Genomic DNA, 26,435 nt, shown 5'->3' on the forward strand with positions numbered 1-26,435 from the left:
CAGCCGGCTCTAGCGGTTGTCCCGCTCGCAGGCGATGCCGTCGTCGTCGCCGTCCATCGACGGGTCGTAGTACTCGCTGCCGCGGTGGATGGGGGCCACTCCGAGGTCCCACGCCTCGCGACAGCCCGAGAGCCGACGGGCCGGCGTGGTCGCGGGCGCGCTCTCGACCGGCGCGGGCATGAACTGCGGGGCCCAGACCAGCGGGAACGGCAGGAGCGGCAGGGTGGCGGCGTCGAATCCCATCGGGACCGGTACGACGATCGGTGCGATGTCCGGTACGGCGATGACCCCTGATCCGACGGGGATCTCGGCGGCGACGGCGGAGGGGGCGGCGCCGAGGGCGACGAGAGTCGCCAGGCCGAGAGCGGTGAGGGAACGACGGATCATGGTGTGAACCTCGAGGGGGAAGGCCATGGGAGTGGCGTTGAGTAGTGAGCTCAGATTAACCGAGGCATGTTCACGTCGCTGACCGTTTCGCGCGGACGCATCACACGAGCATGCGCCGGGAATGCGACCGCGAGAGTTCGTAGGTCTTGACGATCCAGAACATCGCGAAGGCGTAGAGCGCGGCGGTCTCGACCAGGAACAGCCACAGGGTGGAGTCCATCAGCCAGGCGATGAGCAGCGCGAGGGACGGGAAGAGCAGGACCAGCACCACGAGAATCCGATAGCCCAGGCGATAGCTGCGCTGCAGCTCCGCGTTCGGAATGGAGGCGATCGTCTCCTGCCCGTAGAAGAAGATCGACAGTGCCGCCAGGACGAAGAATGACGTGGCCGCCACCGCGTGGGTGACGCTCACCGCGTTCAGCCCGGGCAGGGCCGGGTCCTCCGTCGGGAAGAGGGCGACGACGATCGCGAGCGTGCCGGCGGCGTTGAGCAGCCAGTTCTCACCACGCGTATAGCCGCGGTACGCCACCAGAGCGACCCCGATCGCCACCAGGGTTCCGACGAACAGCCCGCGGGCCGGCGTGTAGTAGAAGGAGCTCAGCGAGTCCATCATCGGAAAATCGGGGTCGAGGGTGACCCACACCAGAAGTGCCACGGGAAGGCCGATGGCCGCGCCCGCGATCACCATCCGGAGCACGAAGTACGTCTCCACGATGTAGGCCGCCGGGGCCTCGCAGAAGGTCGCCCGATCACCCGGGGCCTGCCGACCACTCTCTGACTGCTGCACGCGCACACCTCGAATCCGACTCGGCCCCGCTGTGGTCTCAGCCTCGCAGTCGGGTACCCGTCTTGGTGTAGATCCGGTTGAGGTGCCCCTCCACCGTCCGCTTGGACAGGTGGAGTTCGGCGGCGATCTCGGCGTTGGTCAGTCCCTGCCCCACCAGGTCGGCGATCTGGGATTCGCGGCGGGTCAACGAGACCCCGGCCGGGACCGAGACCGCCGGGCCACCGACGCGGGTGAGGCCGGCCAGCGGCCCGCCCAGCTCGGTGGTCGCGAGCATCCGCTCGGCCTGGGAGTGGAACTTCGATCCCGGCGACGCTGCGTCGCGGGCACGGTCCGCGGCGACCGCCGCCACCATGTGCAACCCGTACGTCCGGGCCCGGCGGGCCGCGTCCAGCAACAGCCGGGGGTTGCGGGCAGACATCGCCACCGCCAGGTCGCGGACCAGCACCGGCACGTCGCCGGTGACATCCACCTCGGCCAGCGCCCGACAGATCTCCGGGTCCGCGGTGAGGACCCCGGCCATGGCGGCGCGGGTGGCTGCGCCGTTCAGCCCCTCGTCGATCAGCGACCGGACGACCTCGCCCGCCTCGCCGGGGCGCCCCAGGCAGATCAGCACGCCCGCCTCCACGCCGCGGATCTCCGGACCCACCGGCGAGTTGGTGTACCCCGGGATGGCGCGCATCCGCTGCAGGTACTCCTCCGCGGTGGCGGCCTGTCCGGACATCGCGGCGGCCAGCGCGTACAGGGACAGCGAACGGGAGTGGAAGTCCTCGGGACCGTCCACCTCGATGATCGCGACCGCGTCGGACGCCGCCCCCACCGCGGCCGGGAGGTCCCCGGCGGCGAGCGCGATCTCGGCGTCGACCAGCCGCCGCACGCCGTGATCGACGCGCACGTGATCATCCTGCTCGACCGCGATGACGGGCGCGAGCTCGGCGAGCAGCGCGTTGATTCCGAAGCCGTGCAGCATCACCGACACCAGCGCCGCGAGAAACTCCTCGGACGCCCACGCCTGGCCGCCGACCGACCGGGATCGGCGGGCCTCGCGCCGAATCACGGCCAATGCGGCCTCGGACTGCCCCATGGAATCGAGCGCGAGGGCGTGGATCGGCTCCAGGCGCCGCTCCCACTCGGGCGGCAGCTCAGCGGTGAGCTCGGTGTAGGCCCGGCCCGCCTCGCGGTAGCGCCCCGAGTAACTCAGGTGCACCACGGTCAGCGCCTCGAGCACCGCGCGCCCGGGGTGCCCGTCGGGAAGCCACTGGTGCGCTGACTCGATCAGCGGCAGCGACTGCTCGGGACCCCGGTCCCGGTAGTGCGCGAGGTCCGCCCGGGCCGTGACGTTCTCGATGAGCACCCGGGTGTGGTCGGCCCCGCCGGGATCGTCCCGCAGGCAGGCCAGCGAGCGGTCGAACATCGCGGCGGCGTCGGGCAGCCGGTCGAGCAGGCGCAGGCACGAGCCCGCGATCAGCGACAGCTCGGCCTGCTGCAGCGACGCTGTGGTGAGCGCGGAGCGCTGGGCGGCGTCGTGGAGCTCCACCCCGGTGCGGTAGTCGTGGCCGTCGAGGGCGGCGCGGGCAGCGGCCACCACACATCCCGCGTCGACGGGGCGGGCGTTGACCAGCGCCCACAGGATGATTCGCGGGTCCGGTTGGAAGGGAGCCGCCATGCCGGTGATCTCGCCTGAAGCCCGCCCGCCGGCCCGGTCGTCGGCCCGCTCGCTGGCCCGGCCTGCGTCACGGCATGCGGCGCGATCGAGCACGGCCGCGTAGACCTTGCGTCGCCGCCGGTGGTCGGCCCCGGCGCGCAACGCCCTCGCCAGAATGGGCGGCTGCACCGACAGCACCTCGACGCCGCCCTCGTGCCGCTCGAACAGCAACCCACGGGCGAGGAGATCGCTCACCACGTCGTCATCGTGCAGCCGAACCAGGTCGTCGAGCGGGATGCGTCGGGCGAGGGCCGCAGTGGTGAGGGGGCCGAGGTCCGCGGCGGCGGTGCGGGGGTCGATCCACAGGTGCGGGTCGACGGCGACGCCGGCGATCGCGGTGGCGGGATCCTCGACCAACTCCAGCCGGTCGCGGGTGCGGCGGGTCAGCCGGCGGGCGGCCAGGTCGTCGTAGGTGGCGCGCAGCGCCGTGAGGTTGCCGTGCGAGGACGCCCACAGTGCCTCGACCAGCCGCGCCGACACGGGCATACCGACGGCCTCGGAGACCACCATCTCCGATTCGCCGCGTGTCAGCAGGCGTAGTGGAAGCCGGGTGGTGCGCGTGCTCACCTCGTCGTCGTATCCGGGAGGCAGTGCCGCACCCACCCTGGCCGATGCCACCAGGACCGCACCATCGGGGACCTTGCGGGGCGGCGCACTCAGGCGATCCAGGTCGTCCCACACCACCACGGGGACCCCGGCGGCGCGGAGACCTGCGGCGATGTCGGCCGCGCACCGGCTGGCGCCTGCACCCGGAGGCCCCACCACGAGCACGCCTCGCCGCGTGTCGACGCATCGCGCGGTCGCGCGTGCCACGGTGTCGGACCGCACCGCCGCACGGGTCGTGTTCCACGCGGGCACGGGACCCTCCTCGCTGCGCCGAAAAAATCAGGTGTGACGCACTCTATCGACACCTGTCTGCGGCGGTACACGCTATAGGCAATCTGTTCCGTTCTCGTGGAGAGGTAACCGCATGACCCGACCGTCGACCGTCACCGCCGCGTCGTGGATCTGGCTGTTCTGTGGCCTGTTCAGCACGCTCACCATCACCGGCGTGCTGGCGGCGACCGACCTGCTCGGGTTCGTCGTGCCGCTCGGCGGCACCGAGGACGCGTCGACCCCCGCCCCGGGGGTCGCATGGATCGGCGCGATCATCGCGATGGGCGTGGTGTCGGCGATAGTCCTGCAGGTGGTGGCCGCGGTGAAACTGCGCGACGGCGAGCGGTGGGCGCGGGCGCTGCTGACGATCGCGGCAGGCCTCACGCTGGTCACCGCGCTCTGGGACATCACCCTGTGGTCGGCGTGGGTGCTGCTCGGGGCCCACCTGGTGGCGTTCGTCCTGGCGTACACCGACTCCGCCACCGCGTACCTCGAGGTCCGGTCCCCCGACCCGGCGTGGGCGCCGGTCTACGCGTAACCCGGGCAGGCGGGTCGCTGGTCACACCGGCTGCCTACTGCTCACACTTCGCGAGATCCGTCTCCTCCGTCGGCATCCCCTCCGGAGTGAAGTGGGTGACCATCACCACCAGGCCCTCCGACCCCTCATTGACCGTCTCGTGCACGTACCGAGGGTCTTCGACCACCGAATCGCCGGCGCGGTAGACGTGGACGCCGCCGTGGTAGGCGTCGGCGTAGTGGGTGAGCTCGCCCTGCTCCACCACCACGAGCAGTTGCCCGTGGTGGCAGTGTCGGCCGGTGCCGACCCCGGGCGCGAGGGTGATCCTGCGATGCGTCACCTTCACCCCGTCGGCGCCGCCGTCCACTGCCAGCTCGATGGGCTCGTCCTGCCGGCCTTCGACGATGTCCAGGGCGCGGATGGTATCCCGCTTCACTACAGGAGGCGCGGTCGATTGCGGGCTGCACGCGGCCGTCGCCAGCACGGGTACTGCGACGGCGAGTGCGACGCCGCCTCGGATCGATGGGCGCGTCATGGTCACTCCCCCGCGTCCGCTCGGACGGTCTCGACTCACAGGCTCGGCTCCACGCTAACGCAGGTCGGACTCAGAGTGAAGGAACAATCACGAAAGCGGCCGGGGACCGCCGAGCGCCCCCGAGACCTACCCAGTCCGCTGCCGCCCCGCCAGCTTGTGCCGGTCGAGTTCAGTCATCCCGCCCCAGACGCCGTAGAGCTCGCCGGCCTCGATCGCGAACTTCCGGCAGGTCTCGAGCACGGCGCAACCGGCGCAGATCGCCTTGGCTGCGTCCTCCTTGCGACGACGCACACCCTTGGGCTCGTCTTCGGCGCTGTAGAAGAGGTCGGGGTCCCCGACGCACGCTCCGTCGTCCCTCCAAGCCCAGTACTCCGATGTGGGTTTCAGATTCCTGAACCGTGGCACTCGTACTCCTGTCGCGGAAGGCGGAAGATCAACGACGAAGTGTCTCCCGGGACCACCCGGGCGCGCCTCACCCTTAGGGGTGTAATCGCTGGCGCGGCCGGTTGTCGTCCGTTGCTAGGCTCTGCACATGCCGATCAGGGTCACAGTGGTCAATGACTACCTCGTCGTCGTCGCCGGGGTGAACGCCTTCCTGGCCCCCTACTCCGACCGGATCGAGATGGTGGAGAAGGAGATGGTCACCAGCGGCTCGGCCACGGTGGACGTGGCCCTGTACGACTCCTTCGCCTCATCCCTGGGCAAGGACGACCGCCTCGAGAACCTCCTGCAGGATCCGACCATCGCGACGGTCGCCGTCTACTCGTTCACCTCGGACCCGGCCGCGGTCCGAGACAGCCTCGACGCGGGCGCCCACGGGTTCCTGTCCAAGTCCCTGACCGCTCCCGAGCTGGTGAGCGGCATCGAGCAGATCGCCGCCGGGAACCGCGTCACCCTGACGGGAACGGGCCTGCCGATCATGGGTCCCGACAAGTGGCCCGCCAAGGAGGCCGGCCTCTCACACCGTGAAGCCGAGGTGGTCAGCCTGATCGTGCAGGGGCTGTCCAATGATCAGATCGCCGAGCAGTGCTACCTCTCGCTCAACACGGTCAAGACCTACGTGCGTTCGGCCTACCGCAAGATGGACGTCACCACCCGGGCGCAGGCTGTCGCGTGGGGCATCGAGAACGGCCTCAAGCCGGACCGGTAAGACTGGGGGCGAGGACGACGACAAGAACGACGACGACAAGGTCACCTGCCCGCCCCACCGACGCAGATGCCGGGTCGGGCGCCGGAGCCGTCTATCTCACACGTGACGGGACGGATCCATTCGCTGGTGGAGGAGCCGGATGACATCCACAGTGCCTTCCGTCTCCACATAGAACACGACGTGGCTGCCGATCGCGTAGCGACGGTACCCGGGGCGGATCTCGTCGCAGTCGCGTCCACGCGCCGGCTCCTCGGCGATGCGTTCGATCGCCGCTCGTATCTCCGATATGTACGTCTCGGCTTGCTGGATATCCCAGCGTTCCCGGGTGAAATCCCAGATCTCGGACAAGTCGCTCTGGGCTGCGGGGGTGAGCCGATAGCTCTTCATGCCCGCTTGGTCGCGATGAACGCGTCGAAGTCGAACTCCTCCGGCGCACCGCTCTCCTCGCCGGCAATGAGCGCGCGGCGCAGCGCGGCGAGCTGGGTTTCGTGGTCCTCGAGGAGCCGGAGCCCTGCTCGGACGACCTCGCTGGCTGAACGGTAGCGACCGGAATCGACCTCGCGAGCGAGGAAGTCGATGAAGTGTTGGTCCAAACTGATGGAGGTGTTCTGACCCATGCGGCAACGATACCAATAATTGGTAACACCGCGGCTCCGGATTCAGCTCCGGCCACGCCGATCGAGCGGGACCACGGTGGGCGTTCCCGTCACCGGGTCGGCCGCGATCAGGCACGGGAGCCCGAAAACCTGCTCCACCAGCTCGGCGGTGAGGACCTCGGCCGGGGCGCCGGTGGCCACCACGCGGCCGTCCTTCATCACGACCAGGTGCGTCGCGTAGCGGGCGGCCTGGTTGAGATCGTGGAGCACGGCGACCACCGCGCGCCCGGTCTCGTGCTGGTCTCGGAGCAGGTCCAGCACGTCGTACTGGTGCGCGATGTCGAGGTAGGTGGTGGGCTCGTCCAGCAGAAGAATGGGCGTCTCCTGGGCCAGCAGCATGGCGATCCACACGCGTTGCCGCTGGCCGCCGGAGAGTTCGTCGACGAACCGGGTCGCCAGATCGGACACGCCGGTGGAGGCCATCGCGTCGGTCACAGCGGTGTCGTCGGAACGGCTCCACTGGCGTAGTGGGCTGTGGTGCGGGTGTCGGCCCCGGGCCACCAGGTCATCGACCCGGATCCCCTCCGGGGTGACGGCGCCCTGCGGCAGGAGCCCGATCCGGCGGGCGACCTCCTTGGTCCGCAGCCGGTGCAGGTCGTGTCCGTCGAGCAGGATCCGTCCCTCGCCGGGGGCGATCACGCGGGCCAGCGCCTTGAGCAGCGTGGACTTGCCGCAGGCGTTGGGGCCGACGATCACCGTGAACGCGCCCTCGGGCAGTTCCAGGTCGAGGTCGGTGGCCACGACCCGGCGTTCGTACGCGAGCCGCGCCCCCTCCACCGTGAGCCCGCGCCCGCGCCCGCGCTCGAGCTGGGCGCCGGCGCCGGCATCACGGTCGAGGGAAGTTGGGCGCATCAGCCCAGGATCTCCTGGACGTCGTCGAGGATCTCGCCGGCGCCCAGGACGCCGATGCCGACCATCCAGGTCTCGTCCTCGACCTCGTAGGCCTGGCCGGACTTCACAGCGGGCAGGTCGCCCCACAGTCCGGTCACGGTCGCCATGGTCGTCGCCGACGGGTCGCCGCCGGGGTTGGTGAAGAACACGACGTCGCCGGTGATCTGCTCGTACAACTCCGGGGAGAGCTCGGCCATGGAGTATTCGTTCCACTCGCGCTCGCCCAGGTCGAAGCCCATCTGGGACAGGATCGAGCCGGAGAACGTCTCGGGTCCGTAGAGGCGGAAGTTGTCCGGGCGGAACCGGACGATCGACAGCGTGGTGCCCTCGGCGCCCACCTGCTCGCCGACCTCGGCGATGCGGGTGTCGAGGTCGTCGATGAGCTGCTCCATCTCGTCGTCCTCGCCGACGGCGGCGGCGGTGATCCGCGCCTGCTCCTGCCAGTCGGTGCCGGAGTTCTCGGAGTACACGGTGGGCGCGATGCCGGAGAGCTCGTCGTAGATGGCCTCGTGGCGGACCTTGGCGCCGATGATGAGGTCGGGGGCCAGCGCGGCGATCGCGTCGATGTCGGGCTCGGAGGTCAGGCCCACGATCTCGGCGTCCACGCCGCCGAGGTACGGCGGGGCGCCGGTGCCGGCGCCGGACTCGGTGATCCCGACGGGGGCGTGGCCGAGCGCGACGAGCGCGTCGAGGTGCGGGGAGTCGAGGACGACGACCCTCTCGGGCGTCCCGTCGATCACGGTCTCGCCCATCGCGTGGGTGACGGTGTAGGCGTCGTCCGAGGAGGCCTCGGCGGTGTCGCTGCTGCCGGAGCACGCGGACAGGGCCACCGCGGAGGCGAGGGCCATGGCGATCAGGGCGGGCGCCGAGCGGCGCCGGCGTGAGATTCTGGTCATGGCTACAGATCAAACCACACAGGCAAGGCTAACCTAACTGCGAGTCTGGTCTAGGGTTCCACCGTGGCCCCACGACCTCTCCCCGACTCCGACGCCGACGGACGGCCCGCGGTGCCGGCCCCCGACCGGGCAGCCGCCCCGGCAGCAAGCGCTGCCCAGCCACCCCGCCGCGGGACCGGGTTGGTTCCCGGACTGATCGTGGCCGTGCTGGCCCTGGCGGCCGCCGTGGTGGCCAGCCTCGCGATCGGCGCACGCCCGATCCCGCCCGCCGAAGTGGTGGGCGCCCTGCTCGGGCAGGGCACGCAGAGCGTGGTGGGGATCGTCGGCGAACTGCGGGCCAACCGGACCGTGCTCGGGCTGGTGTGCGGGGCGGCGCTCGGCGCGTCCGGGGCGCTCATGCAGGCCGTGACCCGCAATCCGATCGCCGACCCGGGAATCCTCGGCGTCAACGCCGGCGCGACGCTCGGGGTGGTCGCCGGAGCGACGCTCACCGGCGGCCTCGGCCTGGCCTCCACGGTGTGGTTCGCACTGGCCGGCGCGGGGGTGGCGTCCGCGATCATCCTGCTCCTCAGCACCTCGGCGCTCGCGGCGTCCTCCCCTGTTCGGCTCACCCTGGCCGGCGTCGCGCTGGCAGCGGTGCTGTCCGGTCTCAGTCAGACGTTCGTCGTGCTGGACGAGACCGTCCTGCAGGCGTACAGCTTCTGGCAGGTCGGCTCGCTCACCGCGCGCTCGATCGACGAGGTCGCCGGCGTGATCCCGCTCGTCCTCGCGGGCGGGGTGATCGCCCTGCTGCTCCTGCGCAGCCTGGACGCGCTCGCCCTGGGCGACGATTCGGCGGTGGCCCTGGGTGTGCGACCCGGGTGGGTGCGGGTGTGGTCGCTCGTCGCCGTCGCGCTGCTCGCCGGGACCGCCACCGCGCTGGCCGGACCCATCAGCTTCGTCGGACTGGTGGTGCCCCACCTCGTCCGCGGTCTCGTCGGCCCGAGCCTGATCCGGGTGGTGCCGCTGTCCATGGTGGTGGCCCCGGCATTGTTGCTGGTGGCCGACGTGGTCGGCCGCGTGATCGCGGGCGGCTCGGAGACCCCGGCGGGCGTGGTCATGGCGTTCATCGGCGCGCCGCTGCTGGTGGCGTACCTCGCCGCGGGCCGACGGGTGGGTGTCGCATGACGCCGTCCGCGCGCGCCGGGCAGGCCCTGCCCAGCGGCGAGCGACTCCTCACCGCTGGCGGCTTCTCGGTCCGGCTGCACCTGCGGACGGCGTGGGTGACCGCGGCCCTCGCCGTCGTCGTCGTCATCCTCGTGGCCGCCTCGCTCATCGTCGGCGAGTACGCCATCACGGTCCCCGACGCGGTCGCGACCCTGTTCGGCGACGCACCCGACCGCACCACCGACTTCTTCATCCACGAACGCCGCCTGCCCCGGTCGCTGGTCGCGGTGGCGGTCGGCGCGGCACTGGCGACCTCCGGCGCGCTGTTCTGCGCGCTCACCCGCAACCCGCTGGCCAGCCCGGACATCATCGGCATCACCCAGGGCGCGTCGGCGGGCGGGGCGACGGTGATCCTCGTGCTGGGCGGTGGGATGGCGCAGGTGGCCACGGGCGCACTGGTCGGCGCGGCGCTCACCGCCGGGTTCATCCTGGCGCTGACGTGGTGGCGAGGGCTCAGCGGCGCGCGCCTGGTCCTGCTCGGCGTGGCGCTGGGCGCCCTGGCGATGGCGTACGTGGCGCACCTGCTCTCCCGCGGTTTCGTGGCGAGCGCGGTCACCGCCCAGATCTGGCTCACGGGATCGCTGCAGGGTCGCGGCTGGTCCGAGCTCTGGCCGCTGGCGTGGGTGCTGCTCGTGGCGTCGGTGGTCATCGCGAGTCGGTCCCGGGCCATGCGCGCGCTCGCACTCGGCGACGACGTCGCGGTGGCCCTGGGCGTGCGACTGCGGAGCACGCGGCTGGTCCTGCTGGCGGCGGCCACGGTCCTGGCCGGGGCGGCGGTGGCGACGGCCGGGCCGATCTCGTTCGTGGCGCTGGTGGCTCCGCACCTGTCGCGGCTGCTCACCCGCAGTGATCGGGTCCTGCCGGCGGCGCTGCTCGGCGGGGTGCTGCTCCTGGCCTCTGATCTGGTGGCCCAGCACGCGTTCGCCCTGCCGCTCCCGGTGGGCGTGGTGACGGTGGTGCTCGGCGGGCTGTTCTTCCTGGGCCTGTTGTGGCGGGAGGGGCGTCGTGCCTGACCAGGCCGGAATGTCCAAAAGATCCGACCGGCGCCCGTCCGCCCGCGAGGCCCCGCGCCCGCGCAACCCCCACCGGGCGGAAAGCTGGCAGCCGACCGCGCTGCGCCGGGTCCGGGTCCGTGCCGTCGAGCCGCTCGCTCCCGAGCTGGTGCGCGTCACGCTTGAGGGCGATGAGCTCGGGAAGGTCGCCGCTACAGGCTCCGCAGGCGCCCCCGCGGCCGACGCCCCCGAGCTCGTGCCCGCCGTGCGCAGCCCGGCCTTCGACGACGTCGTTGTCTTCTGCCTGCCCGATCCCGACACGGGCGAGGTCACGCTCCCCGTTCCCGCGCCGGGCGGCGGGCTGGGCCACCCGCCGGGCGGGGCCGCGCTGGTGCGGGAGTACACCGTGCGCTCGCTGCGCGACGGCGCGCTGTGCGTCGACCTGGTCCGCCACGCCTCGGGCGCGGGCGTGCGCTGGCTCGAGTCGGTCCGGCCGGGTAACGAGCTGACGATCGTCGGCCCGCGCGTCAGCCGGGCACTCCCCGCGGCCGACCGCATGCTCGCCGTCGGCGACGCCACCGCCCTGCCGGCGCTGGCCCGGCTGATCGAGGACCGGCCTCCGACGTTGGCACTCGACGTGCTGGCCGCGGTGCCCGACCCGTCCGCGCTCCCCCGCACCGTCCTGCCCGCGGTCTCCCCCGCCGACGCCGACCGCGTCCGGGTTCGGGTGGTGGCGGCCGCGCCGGGCTCGGCGTACGAGCTCATCGACGCGCTGGCCGCGGCCGAGTTCCCCACCGGGTTCGCGTGGGTGGCCGGCGAGTCCGGGATGGTCACGGCCGTCCGCCGTCATCTCCTCGCCTGCGACCAGGAGGCCGACCGCGTCCAGTTCACCGGATACTGGCGCCTCGGCGGGCCGCTGTAGCAGTCCGCCTGCCGAGAGTGAACATCGTGAGCATGCCGATCTGATTCGGCAGCCGTCTTGAGCCGCGTAAGCGATGACAACCGCCGTGCGCGCCCGCAGTGTTGGAAATAGCGAACGTGACCGCTTGTGTTAGCTATTTCGAACGTTTACGATTTGTTTGATCCGCCGAACATCGGGAGCATCATGGCAACGTTCGCCGCTCAGGCCCGGACCGTTACCGACATCGCTACGTCGGTGAGGGACGCCCGTCTCGCCGCGGGGATGAGTCAGGCCGACCTCGCGGCGGCAGCCCACCTCAATCGCTCGTGGGTGAGCCTCTTCGAGAGCGGACACACTTCCAACGCGTCACTGAGCAAAGTGCTCGCGATGATGGACGTTCTGGCCATCACAATCCGCTTGTCGTACACCGTTCCTGACTCAATGCCCCTCGTACTCGAATCAGCCCGACGCGCACGGCGCTCGCCAAGAGAATCCGACACGGTCGATGCACCGGCGGGCGATGGCGAAGCCCTCACCGCCGCACATCCGGCTCCCCTCGATGAAGCTGCCCTTGCAGCTGCTCGCGCCATTCGGGAATCCCACCGTGCCCGCGCCATTGCAGATGACCTCGACCGGCGATCCTCCGATGACTGACAAGGAGCTCGCCGTCCTACTGTCAGGCCAGCGACTGGGGACGTTGAGGGAGGACCGTCATGGCAAACATTGGTTCTCCTACGATCTCGACGGCCCGGAACGGAATCTCTCGTTGTCCATGCCCAGACGGCGTCAACCCTGGGGCCCGGATCGCGTTGAACCCTTCCTCGACGGACTATTGCCGGGCGATCAGGCCGCGCGGGTCGAGATCGCCCGCACCTACGGTGCCGTCGCGGGCAACACGTTCTCCCTGCTCTCCGTTGTGGGTCGCGATTGCGCGGGCGCTGTGCAGTTCCTCCGCACGGAGGCGATGGACGAGATCGACGACGGGAGCCTCATACCGATGTCGGACTCCGACATCGGCGAGAGACTCAAGGAGCTCATCACGAGCAGGCAGCCATCCTGGCAGCTCCACGGCGAGCATTGGTCTCTTGCCGGAGCTCAGGAGAAGATCGCTCTCCATCACCGGGGAGGCCAGTGGTACCAGGCGACCGGTGCGATCCCCACTACGCACATCATCAAGCCCGGTGTTACCGATCTCCACTGCCAGGCGTACAACGAAGTCCTGTGTCTGGAAGCAGTCCGGATAATCGGACTGCCGACGGCGGACACTGACTACGTCGACTTCGCCGGCACTTCTGCTGTAGTCAGCCGTCGTTGGGACCGCCACGTCGCCTCGGATGGAACCGTGACCCGTGTCCATCAAGAGGACCTATGCCAAGCTCTCGCTGTTCACCCGTCACGTAAGTACCAGGCCGACGGAGGTCCATCCCCCGGCAATGTCATCGCCTTCCTACGGTCGCTCCGCCTCGAGGACGACATCTGGCTATTCGTTCGAGCCCTTTCGATCAACTTCCTCCTCGGCGCAACCGACGCCCACGCCAAGAACTACGCGATCCTCCACACCGACGATGCACCACCCCGGCTCGCACCGCTCTACGACATCGCGTCGATCTACCCCTACTCCCCGAGTCGGAGTCAGCGCAGACTCGCCATGAAGATCGGTAGCCGGTACGGCTACGACGAGATCACCCTCCGCCACTGGATTACCTTCGCCGAAGCCAATGATCTCGACCCGAATGTCGTCACCGCCCAGCTCTACCTTGACGCTGGTGACTTGCCCGGGGCACTCCGAGCTGCCCTCGATGTGCACGCCCCGCGCACGGACGACGAACACCGATTGGCGGAGACACTTCTGGATGGGGTCGATGCTCAGTGTCGGCAGGTTCTCGCCTGGTTCGGGTGAGCTCTCCGAGTTGCGGCCACGACGACGCCTGTCACCACCAGTCGAGCGGGGTGCCGTAGAGCCGGTCGTGCGGCAGGCTCCGGGCGATCAGCTCGGTGAGGCCCTCGTGGTCGTTCTTCAGCGCCGAGCCCCGGCGGGTCGGCCGGAGCTCGCCCTTGTACTTGCGCACCAGCCCCAGCGCGCGGGCCCAGTCCCGCAGCTGCCAGATCGGGAACGTGAGGTCTTCGCGATTGTTCTTCCCGATCCACGTGCGGTCCCAGCCGGTGTCGGCCATGAGTTGCTCGACCATCGTCGGCGGCAGGTACCCGGCCGCGGTGAGCTTGACGCCGTCCCCGATCCGCTCAAGCAGGATCTGCAGCTTCGCGGCCTCGTCCCGCTGGACTTCCCTGAGCGTGGCGGGCGTGTCGGCGATACCGGCCACTCGCCGCTGCGCATCCTCGAGGTCGAATTCTTCCGCGTCCCACCCAGCCCAGAACTCGATCACCTCCGGGTCCCAGTCCTCCGGGTCCATGTCCCCGGCGATCCACTCGGTGTATGACCAGACTCCCCCGCAGTCCTCCGGTGGGCATGCTCGGCGACCGGCCACCACGGTCGCATCGGGGAACTCGCCGTCGTCGTCGTCAGGTTCCAGGACCTTCTCCACGGTGACGCGGTGCGACCAACCGTCACCGAAGTCGTACAGGTAGAGGAACTTGTCGCCCACGCTGTGCGCCAGCTCGTCGAGCCGTACGTCGGCCTCGTCGAGCTCGCCCATCTCCCCGGCGTCGGGGTAGTCCATGGAGGCGAAGCGCTCGGCATCGCGGTCCTGGCGCGAGGATGCGTGGACGAACTCGTGGAGGTGACTGTTCGTCCAGCCCATGGCTTCCTGCAGGATCAGGTGCAGGCGCGGCAACTCCAGGTCGCTACGCAGGTCCAGGCGTCGCCAGATGGGCGGGGACGAGTCCAGCAGCTCGACCTTGACGCGATACGTCACCGGCGACTCGCGCCTCGGGTGCCGCCGGTTGACGGCCGGGCGTTCCCACGGGGACTGATAGTCAGCCCCGGCCGCCAGCGAGGCCATCAACTCGGTCTGCGGGACTCCCGCGCTCGCCAATGCGTCGAGAACCGCGTGCTTCAACTCGTCTGCGGTGAGGTCGCCTGGTCCGTAGGGGCGATCTGTCGAAGGCGTCACCTCACCGACGATACGAGATGCGAGTGGCGTGCTGGGACGCCCCCGTTCGGGAAAGTAGGCTCAGCCGCCATGGACACCGACGAGCCCGGGCTGTTCGACCTACCCGAGTCCGCGCCTGAGCCCACCCCGCAGCCCTCGCCTGCGCAGCCCCGTCCCGGGAGGAACCGCGAGACGTGGGCCTGCACTGTCACCGCGGAGGTGACCATCGTCGATGCGGCGACGGTAACGGCGGCCCTCACGCGGTACCTCAAGGACACCGTGGTGGTCGACGCGTTCTCCGGTGAGGTGATCGAGGATCCTGCGAGTGAGGATGCGGGACCCGATCCCGACCTTCCTCCACTGCCTCAACTGGCCTGGCTGATCTGGCCTACGCGCGGTCAGGAGGAGCTCCTCGAAGAGAACGCGTTCCGGGTTCTCGATGTCGAGAGCACTGTGACCACCGAGACCTACGACCGGGGCACGATCACGTGGACGGTCACGGTCAAGCTCACCGACGTCCAGCTCCTGCGTCGCGTCGCCACGCGCGCCCACCCCGCCGACGCCGACCTCATCGCGGACAGCCTGGCGGTCGCCTGGCAACGCGCCGCGGACCCGTTCGCTCCCCTGCACTCGATCCCGGGAATCTCGTGGCGCCCGCTGTCCGTCGACATCGCTCACGTGCCGGCGCGAAAGCGATGACGACGGCCGCCGCTCCCGCGCTCCGCGCACCGAGCCCCCAACCACCGGGCGGATCCCGCCGAGTGGACGATCCCGCTCGATCCGGGGCGCTCGCCCCCGACGCGGAGCGATCGGGCGGAGGCCAGGACGGTCAGCACGCGGGTCGAGCGACGTGCGGTAGTTGCGCGGAGTGGCGGGGTCCCTTGTGTAGGCCCACGGCGCCGGGGTGGCGGAGAGCCGAGGTGATCTGCCTGCCGGGTGTCGCCCCGGCGCTCAACTGCGGGACCTCCGAAAGGGACGTGCTCGCCTCGACGATGCGCCCACTCGCCCATGTCGACCTCCCGATGATCGGCAGTCCACCATTGCGCATCTGGGTGGACCTTCCGCGGTGGGGCGACGGCTCCACCGGCGAGGGCCCGATCCCCGAGCTGACAAATAACGTGATCACCTCGTGGCTCACCGGACCCGCTCCGTCTTAACGCTCGCTGTCCGACGTGGACTGCGGTCTTGAGGGCGACGACGACAAGGCCCACGACCGCCGAGAGCGGACCGCCACTTCCCGCCATTCGAACCGACCGGCATAGACCAACTCGTGCGGCGCGACGTAGAGCTGGTCCACGCTATTCACCCACCGCGCCCTCAACTCGTCACAGGGGCCTACAAGGCTGTGACTTGCTGGGGAGTGCCTGTGGATTAACAGCTGAATATTCGCGCTGACCTGCCTTTATGTCATCTGCGGGTAATGGCGCTTAGTGAGTTTCCCGCCCGAGGAGTGTCCTCTCGATGTGCTTCCATAGGTGGCAGTCGAGAGAAAGGCCCCTTCGTGGCGATCAAGTATCTGTTCGCAGATGAGAGTGGCGACCTCCAGTTCCTCCGCAATGGGAAGGCATCCAGGTACTTCGCGGTTGGCACGCTGTGCGCCGACGAAGAACAGGTGTGGGCGCTCCGGACGCGCCTCATGCGGCTCCGGGACGAACTGGCCTGGAAGGCCCAGGGTTTGGATTCGTGTTTTCACGCCTCTCCGGACGCCCAGGTCGTGCGAGACGCGGTGTTCGACGCCTTGGTGGAACTTGAGTTCCGGTTCGACATCACTCTGTTGGAGAAGTCCAAGGCCCAGCCCTCGATCCGCCCAACCGAACCGAAGTTCTACCAGTACGCCTGGTTTTTTCATCTCAGTCGGGCCGCCCCTCAGTTGTTCCACCAGGGCGATTCCATCCAGGTCGTCGCCGCTCAGATGGGAACCAGGAAGACCCGGGCTGCGTTCAGGGGCGCCGTGGACGATGTCATGGCCCAGTGTCTGCCCTTCCGCGCCAAGCGAGTATTGGCATTCTGGCGGGATGAGTCCGACTTCGGTCTCCAGGCTGCGGACTACTGCACCTGGGCGGTCACACGGAAGTGGGAGACCGGCGACGACCGGGCTCACAGACTGATCCGGAGCAAGATCAGGATCGAGAGTGACTACTTCGGGTACGGCACCGAGCACTACTACTGACGCACGAAACCCCAACCAACTAGGGATCATTCCCGAAGCCCAGGGGCTCTTTCGTCGATTGGGGTCGCACTGAAAACGTACCACCGTGTCAAGCAACTTGACAGCCCCAAAGCGTGTCGAGGTCATGACGGGCGGCCCTCCATGCCGGTCTCGCAATCAGCCCGTCGACTGCGGCCTGCTCGGACAACGCCTCGGCCGCGTCCAGAAGCGCAGACCGGGCACTGACGAGCAGATCGCCACTACCCCCTCCAGGACTGTTCATGTGCCCTCATCCATTCGATCAACTCGTTCGCCTCTGCGGGTGCCCGGCCCGGCCCGGTCATGAGGTCCACAGCCACCTGGGCCGGGCGGGCGACCGTGAGCCCTTCCAACGCGGTCATGGCGCGTTCCATGACGACGGGGTAAGTGGGTTCGATCAGCAGCACGTTCGCTCCCGCTTCGGTCGCGCGCAAGCCCCAGTTCGCCGCTGCACGTTCGACGTTTCGGACGTACACCATCGCCGACCTGGCTGGTGCGTAGGCAGCCCACGCTGCTGCTGCGACGGACCCGGTCAGCGCGTAGTCGACGTCCTCTTCCTCGCGCACCGTATCGAGAAGGTCCGACAGGCCCCGGGGAGCGATCCAATGGGACACGGCATTGGACCGGAGCAACTGATAGTCGTCGCTCCATCTGCGCAGAAGAGCTGCCCAATCGGACACCAGGAATCGCCGGTCAGGCAGCCGCTGCGCAAGTTCCTGATCTTCGAGAAACTGCATCACACGGTATACCGACCCCACCGAGGCATTGGCGACGTCGGCGAGTTCCCGCACACGCCATGGCCCGGGAAGATCGAGTAGCGCTCTGACTACCTTCGCTGCGGGTTCTCCCTTGAGGGTGCCCCTCGGGCGCCCTGGCCCCCGCCAGGGATCTCTTTCGGCACCACGATCCGAGACGAAGAGTGCGGGAACGGGGGATGAAACCCTCATATTGCCGGTCGCATCGATGTATGAAATGCCAGCCTCGTCGAGCCGCGCACGGTCGGCGGGCGCGAGATAGCGAGTCAAGACCAGGCACCCACTGTCCGGCACCTGGGCCATAGTGTCGCCGCACCTCTTCCGAAGCGCAGGTATGTCGCGAGCTACGACGGCGCTCTTGACGGTGACACAGAATGTTGCGGCACTCCCATCGGGAGCCTCGGCGACAATCAGAGAATCGGCTCCGCCAGATGTCGACGATGTAGCGCCCTGCCTGGTATCGATCTTCCACTCCGGCGGGAGTCTCTCGCGAAGTGTCTGGGACGCGGCATTGACGAGTTCCGCGTCCGAAGGGGGTCTCGAATCTATCGTCTTGCCGTTTATCATGTTCGGATAATAGCGCCGTTCCGCAGCCAACGGAAGCGGACAATTTGCCGAACACCGCCAGCGCGACGCGACTCAGCCCTCGCCGGGCCACACCACGTCCTGCACGACCTCGTTGCGCCGCAGGAACCACGGCGTGAACGGCGGGTCGAATCGGGCGTACCTGGGCAGCCCGGTGGCGACCAGCCCGGCCCAGCCGATCGCGGCCTCGAGCTCGGTCAGGTGACGTCGATAGGCCGACGCGCTCCACCGTCCGGAGTAGCGCACCGCTGCCGCGATCCGTTCGGGGACCTGCCTGACCCGCACCCGAGGATCGGTGGGCACCGGCGCAGTCGCGGCGGTGAGCGAGGCGGGCAGCACAAAGGCGACGATGTGCTCGTCGCCGTCGGCCTCGGCCTGGACCACGGGCGCGGTCATCGCGACCTTCTCGGAGCCCGGTGACTCCTGGACGACCGGTGCCGTCATGGCGATCGATCCGGCCGACTCGTTGTGACCGGTGATGTACCTGAAGAGCGCCCTGAACGCCTGGTTGCCGGCGCTGCCGAAGGACCCGTGAACGGACACCTCCGCCACCGCGTGGGAGGGGTACCGACGCAGCTCGAACTCCGGGTACCGCTCGAGGACCTCGTACGGCTGCTGCTCGGTCATGGATCGACGGTACGCGCGCGAGCGGCCAGTGGCGGCGCCGCGCGTCAAGTCACCGGAGACTGCCAGGCGAGCATGCCCCTGGGCGATGTGGTGCGGGTGGAAGTCGCGACGACGACTATGACGACGACAACGACAACGACGACGACGACGACGACGAGGTTCTCCGCCACCCCGCCCGACCCGCGGCTGCCGAGTGGCGCGGAACCTGCCAGGTCAGCCCGAGAGTCCGCGAAGCCAGTCGACGATCGCGCCGGCCAACTCGTCCGGGGCCTCCACCGGCAGCATGTGTCCGGTCTCGGGGATCTCGACGTAGGTCACGGGACCACCCACGTCACCCTTCGCAACAGCACCAGCCCCGGCGCCGCCCGACCCAGCCCCATTCGCCTCAGCCCACCGCCGCTGCTCCGCGGTGGGCACCACCAGGTCGTCCGACGCGCCCACGATCAGCACCGGGACACCGGCCTGCGCGGGAAACTCGCTGCGGTCGGGCCGCGCACCGATCGCCACCGAATGGGCGGCGAACCGCTTCGGCCCGTACACCCGCGCCGCGCGCAGCCGCTCGTCCCGAACCTCGGGATCGTGGCCGCGGTCGCCGTAATACACCGACTCCATGCCGTCGAGCGCGATCTCCTCATACGCCTCCGGACTCAGGCCTGCAGCGCGGTCAGCCCGCGCCCTCGCCGACTCCGGATCCTCAGCACCCACCGGGGCGGTGACCAGGACGAGTCCCGCCAGCAGCGACGGGTGCCGTTCGGCGAGATGCATCGCCACCACGCCACCGAGCGAATGCCCCACGAGGACGCTGCCGGGCGCGACCCGGACGGCGACCTCGTCGACGAGCGCATCGAGGTCGGCCTCGGCCGGAAGGTCCAGCGGCGTGGCGTGGACGCCGTCCGGCATCGCGCGCATGACCGGCGCCCACGTCTGCGCGTCACCGTGGAGGCCGGGGAGGAGGACGAGGTTCGTCATGGGAACCGACCCTACCCGCGGCTACCGCGAGCAGCTGGCGGCCAAGGAAACACAGGAGGAAACCCGAGAGGCACGATGACGACGACTACAACGTCCTCTCTCCCACCAAGTCTGCCGCCCCGAAATGCCCGCGGACGGGTCTCCTACTCCTGGCATGCCTCGGGAGAATCGTCGGCTTCGCACAGGTCGACTTCCGGCGCTTCACCGGACTCTGGCTCGACAGTCGGCTCGACAGTGGGCTCGACGGGATCCACCGTCTCTTCAGGCTTGTCCACCGCGGGAGCATTCTGGTCCTGGGCCGCAGCTGGGACACACCGGGGCCGGACGGCAAGATCTTCTCGGGGATGCTCAATCCGGACAAGCGCTCCACCTGGCTCTCGGACACCACCAGTCAGCCGGTCAGCAACTTCATGGGCTTCGGCATCAACCGCAAGGTCGAGCGCTACGTGGGGATCCTCGACGCCGAGAAGTTCGCGGGCATCAAGGTCTACCAGGGCCGCGGCGTGGGCGGCGGCTCGCTGGTCAACGGCGGCATGGCGGTCACGCCCAAGCGCAGCCACTTCGAGCACATCCTGCCGGGCGTCGACGCGGACCAGATGTACTCGACCTACTTCCCGCGCGCCAATGCCACCCTGGGCGTCAACCACGTGGACCAGGCGTGGTTCGAATCGAGCCCCTGGTACCAGTACGCCCGCGTGGGGCGGAAGACCGCGCACCGCTCCGGTTTCGCCACGACGTTCGTGCCCAACGTCTACGACTTCGAGTACATGAAGCGCGAGGCCGCGGGCACCGCGACGCCGTCCGCGCTGGGCGGCGAGGTCATCTACGGCAACCACGCCGGCAAGAAATCCCTGGACAAGACCTACCTCGCCCAGGCCGCCGCCACCGGGCGCCTCACCATCTCGCCCCTGCACCGGGTCACCGCCGTCGCGCCCGCCAACGGCGGCGGCTACCGGGTGACGATCGAGCAGATCGACGAGCAGGGCGCGGTGATCGCCACCAAGACCGTCAACGCCGACAAGGTCTTCTTTGCCGCCGGCAGCGTCGGCACCAGCAAGCTGCTCGTGTCGATGAAGGCGCAGGGCCTGCTGCCCAACCTGTCCTCGCAGGTCGGCGAGGGCTGGGGCAACAACGGCAACATCATGGTGGGCCGCGCCAACCACATGTGGGACGCCACCGGCTCTAAGCAGTCGACCATCCCCACCCTCGGGATCGACAACTGGAACGACCCCACCGCCTCGATCTTCGCCGAGATCGCGCCCCTGCCGGCCGGCCTCGAGACCTACGTGAGCCTCTACCTGGCGATCGCCAACAACCCAGAGCGGGCCCGCTTCCAGTTCAACTCCGCCACCGGCAAGGTGGACCTCACGTGGAGCACGGCGCAGAACCAGCCGGGGATCGCCATGGCCAAGCGCGTCTTCGACAAAATCAACAAGAAGGAGGGCACGGTCTACCGCACCGACCTGTTCGGCGTGTACAAGACCTGGGGCGACGACTTCACCTACCACCCGCTCGGCGGCTGCATCCTCGGCCGCGCGACCGACTCCCACGGCCGCCTCCACGAGTACCCCGGCCTCTACGTGATGGACGGCTCTCTGGTGCCGGGCAACGTGGGCGTCAACCCCTTTGTCACCATCACCGCGCTGGCCGAGCGGAACATGGACGCCATCATCGCCAGCGACCTGGGGTAGGCCGCACTGCGCCGGGCCCCGCGCCTCGGCGCAACGCGACGGGCCGGACCCTCGGGGGGTCCGGCCCGGGCGGGAGCGCTGTCAGGACCGATCGGCCACGTCGGGCCGCGGTGAGCCCTCCGCCCGACTCCGGCCGCGCCGGGTGGCGGCCCGGACCCCGACAACCACCAGAACCAGCGCGAGCCCTATCGCCGCGATGGCACCCACCATCGCCAGCCACGAGACCCCTTCATCAGGATCGGTGACCACCGAACCCGCGTCTGGGAAGGTGACCGTCTCGGACCTGGCGTCGTCCTTGAAACCACTCGTCAACTGCACTCGCGCATTCCACGGCCCTGCAGGCAGCGAAGCGCTGTCCGAGAGTTCGAACAGCACACGGCCCTCGGTAGCGGGTGCGATCGTGGCGACCTGACTCTCCACGGTCGATGCGCTGAGGCCGCCGGGCCCGTCGGTGAGATCGAGCGATCCGTTCAGGTCCACGGCGCGGCCACCGGTGTTGACGACGTGCGCCACCACGACGGCGGTGCCGTCAGGCGCCCGCTCGGTGGTGAGTTCCGAGATCGAGAAGTCTGCGGCAGGCCCGTTCCCCTCGCCGACGGAGAGGTAGATCCGTACTCCGACCCGGGAGATGCTCGTGATCCCGTTGGCATCGGTCCCGGTGGCGACGGCTGCCCACACCACCCCGTAGAACTCCCCCTCGGGCGCGTCGGGAGGAACGGTGATACGCACCGGGATGACGGCTTCCTCGCCGCTGCCGATCACGACCGGCGTCTGCCCCACGTCGGTCCACGAGGTGAGCGCACTCGTCCGGCCCTTGTCCGCCACGACGAACACCCCGTCCTCGATCGCCGCCGGGCCAGGGTAGACATCAACGGTCTGCGTCTGGTTGGTGCCGTTCGTCACCACGAGTTCCCGGGTGAGCTCGGAACCAGGCGGAACGTGGTCGACGATGTAGATCTGTGCGCGCGGGTCCCCGTCCGGGCCGACCCTCCCGTCGCCGATCCGGATGCCGATCGTTCCGCCTGCGGCGTCAGGCGGTTGCGCGGACGCGAGCGGCGCTCCCGGGAGGGTCACCACCAGCGCCAGGATCGCCACAGCCCACAGGGCGCTCAACGTTCGAACAGTGTTCATTACCCACCTCGGACAGGAGTGGTCGGGGCGGGCGATCCGACCGCCCCGACCATCACGCGGAAACCAATTGTTGTCAGGCGACCGACGTGGTCAGCGTGCCGGTGTACCGACCGGCAGCCACCGCCGGCAGTCGGTTCCCCGAGGCGTCCTCGATAGTCGGGAACTCCACCTTGATCTGAGGCGTCCACGACGTGTACTGCACCACCGAGTAGGTCTGCCCCGCACGCTCGAAGACAGGGGTCGGCTGACCGAGCGACACCCAGTCGGACGCGAGGTTTTCCCGGGTGCCGTTAGAGTCCCAGGTGGGTCCCGTGACCCGGTAGAAGACCTTGTCGGACGGAATCGTGTCCGTCCCGTTCTCCGCCGTGAGAGGGGTCATGGACACACTGGCGGTCCACGCACGGGGACGGACATTGGTCCTGTTGTCGGACACACCCGTCACCGTGCCGATGCCGGAGGAGACATCGGCCTGGGTGAGGCTCGCCAGCAGGCTGACCGATCCGGCCACGGTGACCGACAGGTTCCCGCCGGTTCCCTCGGGAACGTTCACCGTCACCGTGGTGGTGCCCTCGGCGGCGTGTCCGACAGCGGGGGTCACCAGCGCCGTTGCGGCGACCGCGAGCCCCGCCAGTGGTGCGACTATCTTGCGCATACTTGCTCCATTCTTGTTCGCCCCGGGTAATCCGGCGCCCGTTGCGCCGGCCGGTGGGTCGAGGGGGGTGGGACTGACCGGGCAGGGGGTCAGAGGCCGGCGAGGGACGCCGACGAGCCGGTGAGCGAGCCGAGCGATCCGGCTGCTGAGCCGCCCGGATCCGGTGCCGGAACGTCGGGGAACACCACTGTCTCGTCGATCCGGACCCGGGCATAGCCGTTGTGCACAACCCCGCGGGCGGTCCATGGACCGGCCGGAAGGCCGATACCGTCACCCATCGGAATTCGGATCACAGTGCTGGTACCCGGCGCCACCTCGACGCGCGGGACCGGCTTGTCCGGAACCCACCTGTTGCCCGGACCGTCGACCAGTCGCAGAGCTCCGGACATGGAGGAGGCGCGCGGTCCGACGGCCGTGGTCAGCACTTCGAGGGCCATCTCCCCACTGGCGAGTCGGGCGGGCCTCACCCCGTCCACGGTGAAGCTCGGCGCCGGACCATTGTTCCCGGTGACAGTGAGACGAACGCGCACTCCGGATCGCGCGGACCCGGTCTCAGCCCACACCACCGCGTGGTGCTCCGCGTCGGGCGCGTCTTCCGGAACCCTGACCACGAAGTCGACCACTGCGCTCTGGCCTGGGGAGATCCTCACCTGATCCTGTTCCAGAGTTATCCACTCCGATAGCGCGTTGGACCCGCCTGCCGCGTCGTCTACCAAGACGCCGTTCTCGGGCCACACGGCACCTGCGTAGAGCCGAATGTCGTTTGCCCGTGCAGATCCGTTGCTTACCCGCATTCGCTGGGTGATGGTCTGGCCGGGTGCGGCGTCGGCGAGCAGGACCCCGGAGTTTGAGCCGACCAACGACGTGCCCAGCCCCACCTCAACCGCCCGCGAGTCAGACGCCGGGAGTACCGCCACCGCCGCCACAGTGGCCGCAAGCCACATAGCTACCAGCCGCACTACTACGAGCTGCGTCACGGGACTCCTCCATGCCAGCGGGACATCTCGAGCGCCCCTCAGTTAATGAAGAGCAACTTAACGTTCAGCTGGTCATGTGTCAAAGGTCACACAGCATTCACCCGTCGGAGGCGGCCCGCCGCCCTGGGAAAGGGCACGCCTTCGTGCGGATAACGGCTAGTCAGAGGCCTGCCCGGGCCGCCACTTGCCCGCCACGAACGGGCTGGACTCCACATCATCCGCATAACATCGGAGTGTCTTTAGGTCGGACCACTGTCCGATTAGTGGAGCAGCAGCTACGCCCACGAACAGCATGCTGGACGTTGCTGCGGCAGCGGGGACGGAAAGCGCGGTCTGCTTCCCCGGCGATGGCGCCGCCGGCCACGCTGCGCGAGACCACCGGCGCCCGCGTAGGCGGCGCGGTATTCGCATCCGCATTAGTGATCACCAGTCCAGGTAGCCGCGGCGCCTGCAGTGGCCCCCGCCCGCTCGTGTGACTACCGAGAGCTTTGCACCGGGCCGCCGCCCCGAACTGCGCACATAGACGCTGGGAGCCCCTGCCCACCCGCGCCGACCGCTCGACCCGCAGGCTTTACATTCCTCTTGACGGGCGCCAAACCTGAAGTTATTTTATCGAAGTCACACTTATGTAACGTCCATCACATTCGCGCCGTGCTCCGAGACCGAGCTCAAATAGCGCGCAACGCGATGACCAGGGAACGTAAGCCGGCGGGCCCACACCACCGGCGTTCAAGCGCAGACGGACGCAGGTCCAGTCCGCCATGCACGTCACCCGGCACCGCGCCGTACGTCCCCCCGTCGAAAGGCTCACCATGCCCCGCCCCACCGCCCGCCGTACCGCCTCCGCCCTGACCGCCGCCCTGTTGGTCGCCGCGCTACTTCCCGCCACCGCCGCCACCGCGGTGGCCGAACCCACCACCACCGCGAACTGCGCCACCAGCCAGACCCGGACCTTCAGCTGGGCGGGCAGCGCCGGCTTCAAATACCACCTGACCAAGGAGGTGGTGGGCGATGGCACCGCGGCGCCGGGCGGGACTGTGACATTCCGGACCACCGCGAGCGGGGCGGGGGCCCTGGTGACCCGCCTCGAGGATTTCCACCCGGAGGGCTTCGTGTTGGTGAGTGCCCGCGAGAGCGTGTGGAAGGTCGTCGGCGGGCAGACCTGGACCACCGTCACCGACGACGTGCGCACCAACGCGGCCACGTCGTCGGTGTACCGGGAGAGCGCGGGCTGGACCACGGCGGGCGGCGCGCACGCCACGCTGGAGACCACTTACCGCGTCCCGGCCGACGCCACCCCGGGTGACGTGCTGGACACCGGCGCGGGCATGACGCTCGTGCTGGCGGATGGCAAGAAGGTCGCCAACCCCATCGGCACGTGCGTGACCATCCGCGAGAAGAACGCGGCCGAGCAGGTCGCGGGCAGCCTCGACGGGCTGGGCCTGGGGTCGCTCAGCGCCGGCTCCGCGACCCTGGAGGGGATCGCGGGCAGCCCCGCGACGTTCTCCGCCGACCTCATCAACCAGATCGACGTGGGCCAGATCCTCGCCGGGGCGGCGGGGAGCTGACCCACGGCCCGTGCCAGGCGCGCCCGGGGTAGGTGACGACGACGAGCTCGTCCATTCCTCCCCGGGCCCGCCGTCCGCGGACGATTCAGATCTGCCCCCGACCCGCGCGGCGCCACGGTGGGACCCCGCATCCTCTGCCCAGAATCTCCGCAGGGCCGCGGCGCACCCCGGTAAGCATCGCACCGCCGAGCGGTCGCAAACGCCCACGTTTTCCCAAGTCGCCGACGACGCAAACTTGCACTTGCGACCACTTCGGTGCGGCGCGTCTCCCTACTCAGTGAGCAAAACCAGGCGGCAGACAACGTGCTTCACTTGGCCTGCAGCCTCAACGAACGAAACGCACTGCAGCGCACAAGCGCATCGGTGCACCGGCTAAAGGACGCCCGTGATGTCGTCTCTACTGGGCGCCTTCTCTGCCTCCCAGATGCGAGCGTAGGTCTCCGACACCATCGGCCAGATCAACCGCACCCCGGTTTCGACCGAATTGACGGACTCAGCGAGTTCTCCAAGCAGAACGAACTCGTGCGGGATAACTCTCCTTGCGCTGTCGCGGCGCCCTTCGGGGTCGGGGAAGCGCAGTGCGGCGACCGACCCGTCGTGGCCGAAGGCCGACGCACTGCTCGCGAGACCTTGAAACGCCTTCTCATACGTGGACAAAGGGTCGCCGATCCCGGCGTTCAATAGAAATCGGAACCCCCAGTGCCGACCTCTGGTGGCCCAGATGAGTTGAGAGTACGAAGAGCCAA

29 protein-coding genes are annotated in these 26,435 nt (G+C 69.2%); 11 read left to right on the forward strand and 18 right to left on the reverse strand.

All coding sequences use genetic code 11. The annotated features are described in order from the left end of the window. Positions 1 to 9 precede the first annotated feature (9 nt). The 3 genes from G6R20_RS16490 to G6R20_RS16500 form a co-directional block, all read right to left on the reverse strand. A complete protein-coding gene (locus G6R20_RS16490) occupies positions 10 to 387 on the reverse strand; it encodes an excalibur calcium-binding domain-containing protein (protein WP_163377039.1) in 378 nt (125 codons plus the stop codon). A 100-nt stretch (positions 388 to 487) separates the two neighbouring features. Further along, a complete protein-coding gene (locus G6R20_RS16495; RefSeq protein WP_240341528.1) occupies positions 488 to 1,174 on the reverse strand; it encodes a hypothetical protein in 687 nt (228 codons plus the stop codon). A gap of 37 nt (positions 1,175 to 1,211) precedes the next feature. Next, positions 1,212 to 3,734 (reverse strand): LuxR family transcriptional regulator, encoded by a 2,523-nt coding sequence (locus G6R20_RS16500; RefSeq protein WP_163377041.1) that lies wholly within the window; start codon positions 3,732 to 3,734, stop codon positions 1,212 to 1,214. A gap of 112 nt (positions 3,735 to 3,846) precedes the next feature. Here G6R20_RS16500 and G6R20_RS16505 point away from each other — a divergent pair, with 112 nt between their 5' ends. Then, a complete protein-coding gene (locus tag G6R20_RS16505; RefSeq protein ID WP_163377042.1) occupies positions 3,847 to 4,290 on the forward strand; it encodes a hypothetical protein in 444 nt (147 codons plus the stop codon). Between the two features lie 34 nt (positions 4,291 to 4,324). Here G6R20_RS16505 and G6R20_RS16510 read toward each other — a convergent pair whose 3' ends face one another. Together G6R20_RS16510 and G6R20_RS16515 are read right to left on the reverse strand one after the other, a co-directional pair. Further along, positions 4,325 to 4,705 carry a cupin domain-containing protein gene (locus tag G6R20_RS16510; protein WP_205475928.1) on the reverse strand — a complete coding sequence of 127 codons (381 nt, stop codon included), beginning with the start codon at positions 4,703 to 4,705 and terminating at the stop codon, positions 4,325 to 4,327. Between the two features lie 225 nt (positions 4,706 to 4,930). Then, the gene (locus tag G6R20_RS16515; protein WP_096906898.1) at positions 4,931 to 5,209 is read right to left on the reverse strand and encodes a WhiB family transcriptional regulator; all 279 of its coding nucleotides are present in this window, start codon (positions 5,207 to 5,209) and stop codon (positions 4,931 to 4,933) included. 127 nt (positions 5,210 to 5,336) lie between these two features. On the opposite strand from G6R20_RS16515, the gene G6R20_RS16520 reads away from it, so the two are divergent. Continuing rightward, on the forward strand, positions 5,337 to 5,954 hold the full coding sequence (locus G6R20_RS16520; RefSeq protein ID WP_163377044.1) for a response regulator transcription factor: 618 nt from the start codon (positions 5,337 to 5,339) through the stop codon (positions 5,952 to 5,954). A gap of 96 nt (positions 5,955 to 6,050) precedes the next feature. On the opposite strand, the gene G6R20_RS16525 is transcribed toward G6R20_RS16520, so the two are convergent. From G6R20_RS16525 to G6R20_RS16540, 4 genes are read right to left on the reverse strand one after another with little or no spacing between them, the layout of a single operon-like run. Further along, positions 6,051 to 6,341 carry a type II toxin-antitoxin system RelE/ParE family toxin gene (locus tag G6R20_RS16525; protein WP_163377045.1) on the reverse strand — a complete coding sequence of 97 codons (291 nt, stop codon included), beginning with the start codon at positions 6,339 to 6,341 and terminating at the stop codon, positions 6,051 to 6,053. Further along, positions 6,338 to 6,571 carry a type II toxin-antitoxin system ParD family antitoxin gene (locus G6R20_RS16530; RefSeq protein ID WP_132064192.1) on the reverse strand — a complete coding sequence of 78 codons (234 nt, stop codon included), beginning with the start codon at positions 6,569 to 6,571 and terminating at the stop codon, positions 6,338 to 6,340. The genes G6R20_RS16525 and G6R20_RS16530 overlap by 4 nt, the downstream gene beginning before the upstream one ends. 42 nt (positions 6,572 to 6,613) lie before the next feature. Next, positions 6,614 to 7,462 (reverse strand): ABC transporter ATP-binding protein, encoded by an 849-nt coding sequence (locus G6R20_RS16535; RefSeq protein ID WP_240341529.1) that lies wholly within the window; start codon positions 7,460 to 7,462, stop codon positions 6,614 to 6,616. Next, a complete protein-coding gene (locus tag G6R20_RS16540; RefSeq protein WP_163377046.1) occupies positions 7,462 to 8,397 on the reverse strand; it encodes an iron-siderophore ABC transporter substrate-binding protein in 936 nt (311 codons plus the stop codon). Before G6R20_RS16540 ends, G6R20_RS16535 begins: the two co-directional genes overlap by 1 nt. A 63-nt stretch (positions 8,398 to 8,460) precedes the next feature. On the opposite strand from G6R20_RS16540, the gene G6R20_RS16545 reads away from it, so the two are divergent. The 5 genes from G6R20_RS16545 (at position 8,461) to G6R20_RS16565 (ending at position 13,396) form a co-directional block, all read left to right on the forward strand. Continuing rightward, positions 8,461 to 9,564 carry an iron ABC transporter permease gene (locus G6R20_RS16545; RefSeq protein WP_240341530.1) on the forward strand — a complete coding sequence of 368 codons (1,104 nt, stop codon included), beginning with the start codon at positions 8,461 to 8,463 and terminating at the stop codon, positions 9,562 to 9,564. After that, the gene (locus G6R20_RS16550) at positions 9,561 to 10,616 is read left to right on the forward strand and encodes an iron chelate uptake ABC transporter family permease subunit (RefSeq protein ID WP_163377047.1); all 1,056 of its coding nucleotides are present in this window, start codon (positions 9,561 to 9,563) and stop codon (positions 10,614 to 10,616) included. Before G6R20_RS16545 ends, G6R20_RS16550 begins: the two co-directional genes overlap by 4 nt. Further along, positions 10,609 to 11,517 (forward strand): siderophore-interacting protein, encoded by a 909-nt coding sequence (locus G6R20_RS16555; protein WP_163377048.1) that lies wholly within the window; start codon positions 10,609 to 10,611, stop codon positions 11,515 to 11,517. Before G6R20_RS16550 ends, G6R20_RS16555 begins: the two co-directional genes overlap by 8 nt. Before the next feature lie 183 nt (positions 11,518 to 11,700). Continuing rightward, a complete protein-coding gene (locus tag G6R20_RS16560; RefSeq protein ID WP_163377049.1) occupies positions 11,701 to 12,150 on the forward strand; it encodes a helix-turn-helix transcriptional regulator in 450 nt (149 codons plus the stop codon). After that, on the forward strand, positions 12,143 to 13,396 hold the full coding sequence (locus G6R20_RS16565) for a type II toxin-antitoxin system HipA family toxin (protein WP_163377050.1): 1,254 nt from the start codon (positions 12,143 to 12,145) through the stop codon (positions 13,394 to 13,396). Before G6R20_RS16560 ends, G6R20_RS16565 begins: the two co-directional genes overlap by 8 nt. Positions 13,397 to 13,427: 31 nt before the next feature. Here the strand turns inward: G6R20_RS16565 and G6R20_RS16570 are convergent, their stop codons facing one another. Further along, positions 13,428 to 14,567 carry a plasmid pRiA4b ORF-3 family protein gene (locus G6R20_RS16570; RefSeq protein ID WP_163377051.1) on the reverse strand — a complete coding sequence of 380 codons (1,140 nt, stop codon included), beginning with the start codon at positions 14,565 to 14,567 and terminating at the stop codon, positions 13,428 to 13,430. 69 nt (positions 14,568 to 14,636) lie between these two features. Between G6R20_RS16570 and G6R20_RS16575 the strand changes: the two genes are divergently transcribed. Both G6R20_RS16575 and G6R20_RS16580 read left to right on the forward strand, forming a co-directional pair. Then, positions 14,637 to 15,245, forward strand: coding sequence for a hypothetical protein (locus tag G6R20_RS16575; RefSeq protein WP_067716048.1), 609 nt, complete (start codon positions 14,637 to 14,639; stop codon positions 15,243 to 15,245). A gap of 802 nt (positions 15,246 to 16,047) precedes the next feature. Then, positions 16,048 to 16,716, forward strand: a complete 669-nt coding sequence (locus G6R20_RS16580) for a DUF3800 domain-containing protein (RefSeq protein ID WP_067716045.1) — start codon at positions 16,048 to 16,050, stop codon at positions 16,714 to 16,716. Between the two features lie 239 nt (positions 16,717 to 16,955). On the opposite strand, the gene G6R20_RS18925 is transcribed toward G6R20_RS16580, so the two are convergent. From G6R20_RS18925 to G6R20_RS19070, 5 genes are all read right to left on the reverse strand, one after another. Next, entirely contained in the window at positions 16,956 to 18,056 is a 1,101-nt protein-coding gene (locus tag G6R20_RS18925; protein ID WP_223210271.1) for a hypothetical protein, read from the reverse strand. A 72-nt stretch (positions 18,057 to 18,128) separates the two neighbouring features. Next, positions 18,129 to 18,701 carry a heme-binding protein gene (locus G6R20_RS16590; protein WP_007634051.1) on the reverse strand — a complete coding sequence of 191 codons (573 nt, stop codon included), beginning with the start codon at positions 18,699 to 18,701 and terminating at the stop codon, positions 18,129 to 18,131. 44 nt (positions 18,702 to 18,745) lie between these two features. After that, entirely contained in the window at positions 18,746 to 18,871 is a 126-nt protein-coding gene (locus G6R20_RS19065; protein ID WP_275898275.1) for a hypothetical protein, read from the reverse strand. A gap of 43 nt (positions 18,872 to 18,914) precedes the next feature. Beyond that, positions 18,915 to 19,670, reverse strand: a complete 756-nt coding sequence (locus tag G6R20_RS16595; protein ID WP_163377052.1) for an alpha/beta hydrolase — start codon at positions 19,668 to 19,670, stop codon at positions 18,915 to 18,917. A gap of 143 nt (positions 19,671 to 19,813) precedes the next feature. Continuing rightward, the gene (locus G6R20_RS19070) at positions 19,814 to 19,945 is read right to left on the reverse strand and encodes a hypothetical protein (RefSeq protein WP_275898276.1); all 132 of its coding nucleotides are present in this window, start codon (positions 19,943 to 19,945) and stop codon (positions 19,814 to 19,816) included. Between the two features lie 69 nt (positions 19,946 to 20,014). Between G6R20_RS19070 and G6R20_RS16600 the strand changes: the two genes are divergently transcribed. Then, positions 20,015 to 21,361, forward strand: a complete 1,347-nt coding sequence (locus tag G6R20_RS16600; RefSeq protein ID WP_163377053.1) for a GMC oxidoreductase — start codon at positions 20,015 to 20,017, stop codon at positions 21,359 to 21,361. Positions 21,362 to 21,442: 81 nt separating this feature from the next. Here G6R20_RS16600 and G6R20_RS16605 read toward each other — a convergent pair whose 3' ends face one another. The 3 genes from G6R20_RS16605 to G6R20_RS16615 all read right to left on the reverse strand — a co-directional run bounded on the left by G6R20_RS16605 (position 21,443) and on the right by G6R20_RS16615 (position 24,121). Beyond that, complete coding sequence (locus G6R20_RS16605; RefSeq protein ID WP_163377054.1) at positions 21,443 to 22,492, reverse strand: hypothetical protein; 1,050 nt, start codon at positions 22,490 to 22,492, stop codon at positions 21,443 to 21,445. A 73-nt stretch (positions 22,493 to 22,565) separates the two neighbouring features. Then, a complete protein-coding gene (locus tag G6R20_RS16610; protein WP_163377055.1) occupies positions 22,566 to 23,144 on the reverse strand; it encodes a hypothetical protein in 579 nt (192 codons plus the stop codon). An 89-nt stretch (positions 23,145 to 23,233) separates the two neighbouring features. Next, complete coding sequence (locus G6R20_RS16615; RefSeq protein WP_163377056.1) at positions 23,234 to 24,121, reverse strand: hypothetical protein; 888 nt, start codon at positions 24,119 to 24,121, stop codon at positions 23,234 to 23,236. An 812-nt stretch (positions 24,122 to 24,933) separates the two neighbouring features. Between G6R20_RS16615 and G6R20_RS16620 the strand changes: the two genes are divergently transcribed. Continuing rightward, complete coding sequence (locus G6R20_RS16620; RefSeq protein ID WP_163377057.1) at positions 24,934 to 25,689, forward strand: hypothetical protein; 756 nt, start codon at positions 24,934 to 24,936, stop codon at positions 25,687 to 25,689. The last annotated feature ends 746 nt before the right edge of the window (positions 25,690 to 26,435 follow it).

The organism is Dietzia sp. Alg238-R159 (genome assembly GCF_900537145.1).
Taxonomy (GTDB): domain Bacteria; phylum Actinomycetota; class Actinomycetes; order Mycobacteriales; family Mycobacteriaceae; genus Dietzia; species Dietzia kunjamensis.